The organism is Bradyrhizobium genomosp. I (2014) (genome assembly GCF_000261685.1).
In the GTDB taxonomy this organism is placed as follows: Bacteria; Pseudomonadota; Alphaproteobacteria; order Rhizobiales; family Xanthobacteraceae; genus Bradyrhizobium.
The window spans coordinates 1-7,254 of the sequence record NZ_AJQE01000057.1 but is presented as its reverse complement, the minus strand read 5'-3'; the positions used below and the strand labels follow the sequence as shown (position 1 = coordinate 7,254).

The 7,254-nt window shown below is 64.8% G+C and carries 4 protein-coding genes and 1 pseudogene; 2 read left to right on the top strand and 3 right to left on the bottom strand.

From position 1 onward, the window contains the following. Nucleotides 1-404: 404 nt before the first annotated feature. The gene (locus IC50_RS06220) at nucleotides 405-2,867 is read left to right on the top strand and encodes a putative bifunctional diguanylate cyclase/phosphodiesterase (RefSeq protein ID WP_035701839.1); all 2,463 of its coding nucleotides are present in this window, start codon (nucleotides 405-407) and stop codon (nucleotides 2,865-2,867) included. On the opposite strand, the gene IC50_RS06215 is transcribed toward IC50_RS06220, so the two are convergent. From IC50_RS06215 to thrS, 3 genes are all read right to left on the bottom strand, one after another. Further along, nucleotides 2,853-4,121 carry a serine hydrolase domain-containing protein gene (locus tag IC50_RS06215; RefSeq protein ID WP_035701836.1) on the bottom strand — a complete coding sequence of 423 codons (1,269 nt, stop codon included), beginning with the start codon at nucleotides 4,119-4,121 and terminating at the stop codon, nucleotides 2,853-2,855. The two genes, IC50_RS06220 and IC50_RS06215, sit on opposite strands and share 15 nt — an antisense overlap. 63 nt (nucleotides 4,122-4,184) lie before the next feature. Continuing rightward, nucleotides 4,185-4,748: a nitroreductase family protein gene (locus tag IC50_RS06210; RefSeq protein WP_035701833.1), complete on the bottom strand. Its 564-nt coding sequence runs from the start codon at nucleotides 4,746-4,748 to the stop codon at nucleotides 4,185-4,187. A 93-nt stretch (nucleotides 4,749-4,841) separates the two neighbouring features. Beyond that, a complete protein-coding gene (gene thrS / locus IC50_RS06205; protein ID WP_050990919.1) occupies nucleotides 4,842-6,884 on the bottom strand; it encodes a threonine--tRNA ligase in 2,043 nt (680 codons plus the stop codon). A 186-nt stretch (nucleotides 6,885-7,070) separates the two neighbouring features. Between thrS and IC50_RS06200 the strand changes: the two are divergent. Beyond that, nucleotides 7,071-7,254: pseudogene (locus tag IC50_RS06200) on the top strand (MFS transporter); the annotation flags it as partial.

Genomic DNA, 7,254 nt, shown 5'->3' with positions numbered 1-7,254 from the left:
GCGAGCGCAGCGAAGCAATCCAGAGTCCACTCCGCGGTGGGATTCTGGATTGCTTCGCTGCGCTCGCAATGACGAACGTTGAAACAGTTGCGTGCAAATTCCCCTCTCGCGCCCCGGACGCAGCGCAGCGCCTCTCGGCGATGCGCTGCAGAGCCGGGGCCCATGCTTCAGCGAGCTGTGCGGCACGCTGGTCACGGCTCTGCGCCGCACCGCTTGCGCGCTGCATCGCGTCCGGGACACGCGAGCATCGCCTTTGCACGATCGTCATAGTCTCTAACGCCCACTAACCAACACCTGACTTAAAACTGTCATAATCGCTGAATGGAACCCGCGCCCGCGCGCTTTTTACATCTCGTTAAGCGCGCCTGCATTGGATGCGCCGGCGAAGTGCGTTGGGGACTGCCATGAATGCCGCGAAGAGGGTGTCGGGAAAACCGGCCACCGAAATGTTTGACGACATCCCGGTGCTTCAGCGCAAGTGGCGTGCGGCGTTGAAGCCGGGCGAGCGGCTGCCGCGCTATGAGGACGTGATGCTCGGCAGCCTCGGACGGCTCGCCGACCACGTCGCTCTGCTGAAGAACGACGGTGCGCTGGAATTGTCGCGCAGCGGGCGTTACGTGCAGAAATGGCTCGGCGAGGAACGCTGGGACATTCCCGTCGCCGAGCTGTCGCCCGATTGTGCCACGGCGCTGTCGGAAGCAGCGGCGAGCGCGCTTGCGACCGGACGGCCGCACCAGGCGAGCGCGCATTGCGTGCGCGACGGCATGGTCAGGACCTACGACGTGCTGGCGCTGCCGACGTCCTCGCGCTGGGGTGCGACGCTGGTCGGCGCCTATGTCAACGAGTGCGGCGCGCAATACAATCTCCTCGACGCAATCTTTTCCTCGACCGACGACGCGGTGGTTTCCCTGGCAACGCTGCGCGATGCCGACGGCAAGCCGTTCGATCTTCAGGTCGTGCATCACAACAAGAGCGCGGGCGGGCTGCTGAAGGTTGCGAGCGGAAGCCTGTTGTGGCGGCGGATCGGCGAGGGCAGCACGCTGCTGGCCTCGCCCGAGGTGATGGAATTCCTGCTCAAGGCCGTCTCGGGCGGCCGCGGCGAGCAGCTCGAGATCGAGAGCGAGGGACGCTACCTCAGGCTCAGCGCCACCGCCTTCGCCGACGTGGTTTCGCTGACGATCTCCGATGTCACCGCGCTCAAGCGGCGCGATGCCTCGTTCCGCCTGCTGTTCGACAATAACCCGATGCCGATGTGGGTGTTCGACGCGCAGACCAAGGCGTTCCTCAGCGTCAACGACGCCGCGGTCCAGCACTACGGCTACAGCCGCGCCACCTTCCTGCGCATGAAGCTGCACGAGATCTGGCCGGAGGACGAGTGGGACAGCCACGCCGAGGCGCTGGAGCGCCTTGGCGACGCCTATCACTCCTCGCGCAACTGGCGGCATCTGCGCGCCGACGGCAGCGAAATCGAGGTGCTCACCTTCGGCCGCCGTGTCGCCTTCGACGATCGCGACGGCTACCTGGTGGCAGTAGTCGACATCACCGAACGGCGCAAGGCCGAGGCCCGCATCGCCCACATGGCGCATCATGACGGGCTCACCGACCTGCCGAACCGCGAACACTTCCAGGAGCGCCTGAAGCAGGCGCTGGATCAGGCCGGGGGGAAACGGGTCGGCGTGCTCTACATCGATCTCGACCTGTTCAAGAACATCAACGATTCCTTTGGCCATCCGGTGGGCGACCGCTTATTGAAGCAGGTCGCCGAGCGCCTGACCACCGCGGTCCGCGGCGCCAATCTCGTGGCGCGGCTCGGCGGCGACGAGTTCGCCGTCATCTTGGCCGCCGACGTCTCGCCGAACGAGGCCAGCGCCTGCGCGTCCTTGCTGATCGACATGGTGAAGGCGCCGTATGATCTCGATGGGCAGGAAATGGTGATCGGCGCCAGCATCGGCATCGCGCTGTCGCCGGGCGACGGCACGACGCCTGAAGAGTTGATGCGCAATGCCGACATGGCGCTGTACCGGGCGAAGTCCGACGGCGGTGGCGTGCACCACTTCTTCGAGCGAGAGATGGACCTCCAGGCGCAGAGGCGCCGTGACATGGAGCTCGATCTGCGTCGCGCGTTCGCCAATGGCGAGTTCGAGTTGCACTACCAGCCGCTGGTGACGATCGCCTCCGACCGCATCTCCGGCTTCGAGTCGCTGCTGCGCTGGCGTCACCCGGACAAAGGCATGATCTCTCCGGCGGAGTTCATCCCTGTTGCCGAGGACATCGGCCTCATCACCCAGTTAGGGGAGTGGGTGCTGCGCAAAGCCTGCGCCGAGGCCGTCAAATGGCCTGCCGACGTCAAGGTCGCGGTCAATCTGTCACCGGCGCAATTCCGCAGCCGCAATCTGGTTCAGGTCGTGATTTCGGCCTTGGCGCAGTCCGGACTGTCGCCGAAGCGGCTCGAACTGGAAATCACCGAGTCGATCTTCCTGGCCGAGACCGATGCCAATCTCGCGATCCTGCATCAGTTGCGCGAGCTCGGTGTCGGCATTTCCATGGACGATTTCGGCACCGGCTATTCCAGCCTGAGCTATCTCCGCAGCTTTCCCTTCGACAAGATCAAGATCGACCGCTCCTTCGTCAAGGATCTGGCGCAGCGGCCCGACTGCGGCGCCATCGTGCGCGCGATCTCCGGGCTCGGCCGCAGCCTCAACATCACCACGACCGCGGAGGGCGTCGAGACCGAGGATCAGCTCGACTGGCTGCGCGCCGAAGGCTGCAACGAGGTGCAGGGATTTCTGTTCAGCGCCGCGCGGCCCGCGGCCGAGATCGCGAAGCTGCTTGCCGATTTCGGTCAGCGCGCCTCACGGGCGGCGTAGTGCGGGCGGGTAGCAGTCATAGACCAGCGCCTTGAACGCGGGTGTGATGCGGCCGCGCTCGTTCTGGGTCTGCTGCATCATGAGGTAGACCATGTCGAGCTTGGGATCGACGCCGAAATAGGTGCCGCTGCCGGAGTCCCATTTCAATTCGCCGAGCGAGCCCGGCGGCGGCGGTTTCGCGTTGCCGGGATCGGTCCGCACCGCAAGGCCATAGCCATAGCCGAAGCCGTCGCCCGGGAAATAGAAATAGTCGCGTCCGACGCCGGAGCCCGGTCCGATGTGATCGGTCGTCATGGCCTTGAACGCGGCCGGGCTGAGGTAGCGCCTGCCCGCGAACTCGCCGCCGTTGAGCAGCATCTGCGAGAAGCGTTGATAGTCGGTGATGGTCGAGAGCAGGCCGCCGCCGCCGGATTGCCATTCGGGATGGTCGAGGCGCTCGCGTTCGCCGGCAAGCAGGATGAAATCGTTCGGCAGCGGCCGCGCCATCCGCTCACGCTCGTCCTCGCTCGCGAGCACGAATTTGGTGCTGTTCATGCCGAGCGGGTCGAAGATGCGTTGTTTCAGGAATTGATACAGCGTCTGGCCCGAGACGATCTCGATGATGCCGCCGAGCACGTCGGTGGAATGGCCGTAGCGCCACAGTGTTCCAGGTTGCCGCGCCAGCGGCAGTTCGGCGATGCGATCGGCGAACTCCCTGTTGTTGAAGTGACCCTTGAAAATGTTGGCCATCCTGTAGGCGTGCTCGACCCACTCGCTGCCGATGTAATCGTAACTGATGCCCGAAGTATGCCGCAGCAGATCCTCGATGTTGACGGGGCGGTCCGGTGGGTCGAGGTCCAGCTCGACCACGCCGCCGGGCAGGGTCACCTCGCGGCCCACCTTGGTCCCGGCGAACAGCGGGACGTATTTCGACACCGGGTCGGTCAGCGCCAGCTTGCCATCGTCGATCAGCATCATCGCGCCAAGGCACGTGATCGGCTTGGTCATGGAGTGGATGGCGAAGATCGTGTCCGGCGTCATGGCGAGGCCGGTCCTGGTGTCGCGCACGCCGAAGGTCTTCAGATAGACCGGCTTGCCGTGTTGCTGGACGAGGATCACCGCGCCCGGCAACCGGCCACTCGTCACCTCGTTGTCGAAATACGCCGTGATGCGGTCGAGCCCGTCGGACGAGGGGGCCGGAATATCGGCAGCACGGCTTCGCGCCATCGCACCGGCGAGCATCGCAGCCCCGACAAGAAATTCACGCCGTCGCATCCGAGCTTCCTCCCTCGCCGGGAGCTAAGCCGTGCAACGTTCGAGCCGTCAACAAGACATCGATCAAAAGCGCGTCACGATTTCCGAAAGGCACGGTCGCGGTCGGTCCTCGCTCGGTTTGGTCGGCGTACCGACATGGACGAGGCCGGCGAGCTTTTCGTCCGGCTTGAGGCCGAGCCCATCAAGCACGTCGCGATCGAAGGCGAACCAGCCGGTCAGCCAGCAGGCGCCGTAGCCGAGTGCGGTGGCGGCCGTGACGATGTTCATGGCGCTGGCGCCTGCCGACAATTCCTGCTCGAACGCCGGCACCTTCGGATGCGGCCTGGTGAAGCTGACGATGCCGATCACCAATGGCGCATCGGTGAGGCGCTTGCGCTCGATCTCGACGTCGGCCGCCGGCGCGCCCGGATTCTTCCGCGCGAAGACCCTCGCGATCACCTCGCCGGCACGCTGGCGGGCATCGCCCTCGAAGACGATGAAGCGCCAGGGCGCGAGCTTGCCGTGATCGGGCACGCGCGCGCCGATGGTGAGGATGGTTTCGAGCTCGGCCGGCGAGGGGCCGGGCCCGGTCATGTCGCGCGGCTTGACCGAGCGGCGGGTCTTCAGGAGTTCGATGGCGTCGGGCACTGCGATATCCTCTTCAAATGGTCGGCGGGCGTGCCATGCCGAGATAGGCATGCACGCCCGCAACCGGAAGCGAATTTAGATCGATTTCAGGGATCAGACGCCGCCGTGCGCCCGCCGGACATCCGGCGGGGTCGCCTCGTCGACGAGGGCGGCGATCGCCTCAGCCGTCGTCATCACCTTCTGGCCGTCGCTGCCGAGACGGCGGACCGAGACCGAATGCGTCTCGGCTTCCTTCTTGCCGACCACGAGCAGCGCCGGGATCTTGGCCAGCGAGTGCTCGCGGACCTTGTAGTTGATCTTCTCGTTGCGCAGGTCGATCTCGACCCGAAGTCCCGCGCGCCGCGCCTGCTCCAGCACCACCTTGGCGTATTCGTCGCCTTCCGAGGTGATGGTCGTGACCACCGCCTGCACCGGCGAGAGCCAGAGTGGGAAGTTGCCGGCATAGTGCTCGATCAGGATGCCGATATAACGCTCCATCGAGCCGCAGATCGCCCGGTGCACCATCACCGGCGGCTTCTTGCCGCCGTCATGGTCGATGTAGAATGCGCCGAACCGCTCCGGCAAATTGAAGTCCACCTGCGTGGTGCCGCACTGCCAGTCGCGGCCGATGGCGTCGCGCAGAACGTATTCGAACTTCGGCCCGTAGAACGCGCCTTCGCCGGGATTGATCTCGGTCTTGATGTGATTGTTCTGCGACTGGATCTCGCGCAGAACGGTGGCCATCACCCGCTCGGCGTGATCCCACATCGCATCGGTGCCGACACGTTTTTCCGGCCGGGTCGACAGCTTCACCGTGAGATCGCCGGTGAAGCCGAAATCCGCATAGGTCGACAGGATGAGATCGTTGATCTTCAGGCACTCGTCGGCGAGTTGGTCCTCGGTGCAGAAGATGTGCGCGTCGTCCTGGGTGAAGCCGCGCACGCGCATCAGGCCGTGCATGGCTCCGGACGGCTCGTAGCGATGCACAACGCCGAACTCGGCGAGGCGCAGCGGCAGGTCGCGATAGCTCTTCAGGCCGTGCTTGAAGATCTGCACGTGACCGGGGCAGTTCATCGGCTTCAGCGCGAACCAGCGCTTGTCCTCGGCCTCGTCGCCGGCCGACTGCGCCGCGAACATGTTCTCGCGGTACCAGCCCCAATGGCCCGAGGTCTCCCACAGCACCTTGTCGAGGATCTGCGGCGCGTTGACCTCGCTATAGTCGCCGGTCAGCCGGCGGCGCATATAGGCGATCAGCTGCTGGAAGATGGTCCAGCCCTTCGGATGCCAGAACACGACGCCCGGACCTTCCTCCTGGAAATGGAAGAGGTCGAGCTCGCGCCCGAGCTTGCGGTGGTCGCGCTTCTCGGCTTCCTCGATCTGCTTGAGGTAGGCGTCCAGATCCTCCTGCTTGGCGAAGGCCGTGCCGTAGATGCGGGTCAGCATCGGGTTGTTGCTGTCGCCGCGCCAATAGGCGCCGGCAACCTTCATCAGCTTGAAGGCGTTGCCGACCTTGCCGGTCGAGGTCATGTGCGGGCCGCGGCACAGATCGAACCAGTCGCCCTGGTAGTAGATCTTGATCGGCTCGCTGCCGGGAATGGCGTCGACCAGCTCGACCTTGAACGCCTCGCCCTTGTCGCGGAACACCTGCCTGGTCTTTTCGCGATCCCAAACCTCCTTCGTGAAGGGTTTGTCGCGCGCGATGATCTCGCGCATCTTCTTCTCGATCGCGGCAAAATCTTCCGGGGTGAACGGCTCGTTGCGGAAGAAGTCGTAGTAGAAGCCGTTCTCGATCACGGGACCGATGGTGACCTGGGTGCCCGTCCACAGCGTCTGCACGGCCTCCGCCAGCACGTGCGCGCAATCGTGGCGGATCAATTCGAGCGCGCGCGGATCGTCGCGATTGACGAGTTCGATACTGGCGTCGGCCTCGATCGGATCGTTGAGATCGGCGAGCGCGCCGTCGAGCGCCATCGCAACCGTGCGCTTGGCCAGCGACGGCGAGATGCCCTTGGCGATATCGAGGCCGGTGATGCCCTTGTCGAACTGGCGCTGGGCGCCGTCGGGAAAGGTGAGGGTGACTTTGGGAGCGGGGGTCACGGGCTTGAGATTGGAGAGGCTGTACTGGAAGCCGGACTCGGATTTGGGCTGGTCGGTCATTGCTTTTCTCCTGAGGCTCACTCCTGCGAACGAGCGCAGGTAAGCGGGAACGAGCGATATATCAGGCGATTCGGCCTGCGCAATCCGGCAAATCCAAGAAAGTGGCGCGCAAAAGCCGGGGCGGAGCTCGAACTATTTGGCCTCGTGCCCTTTAACTTGCCGCAGGCCTGCTCTAGATGCAGTTGCATGGAAAATCCGTCCGCCGCCGGCCGTTTCGCGCCGACTGCCCTGATGCTCGGCAATCTCGTCACCGGCTGCTCGGTGCTGGCGCCGGCGGGCATGCTGCCGGAATTGGCGACGGGGCTCGACGTCAGCATTCATGCGGCCGGCCTCCTGATCACTTTCGGCGCCGTCACACTGTGCATCGGCT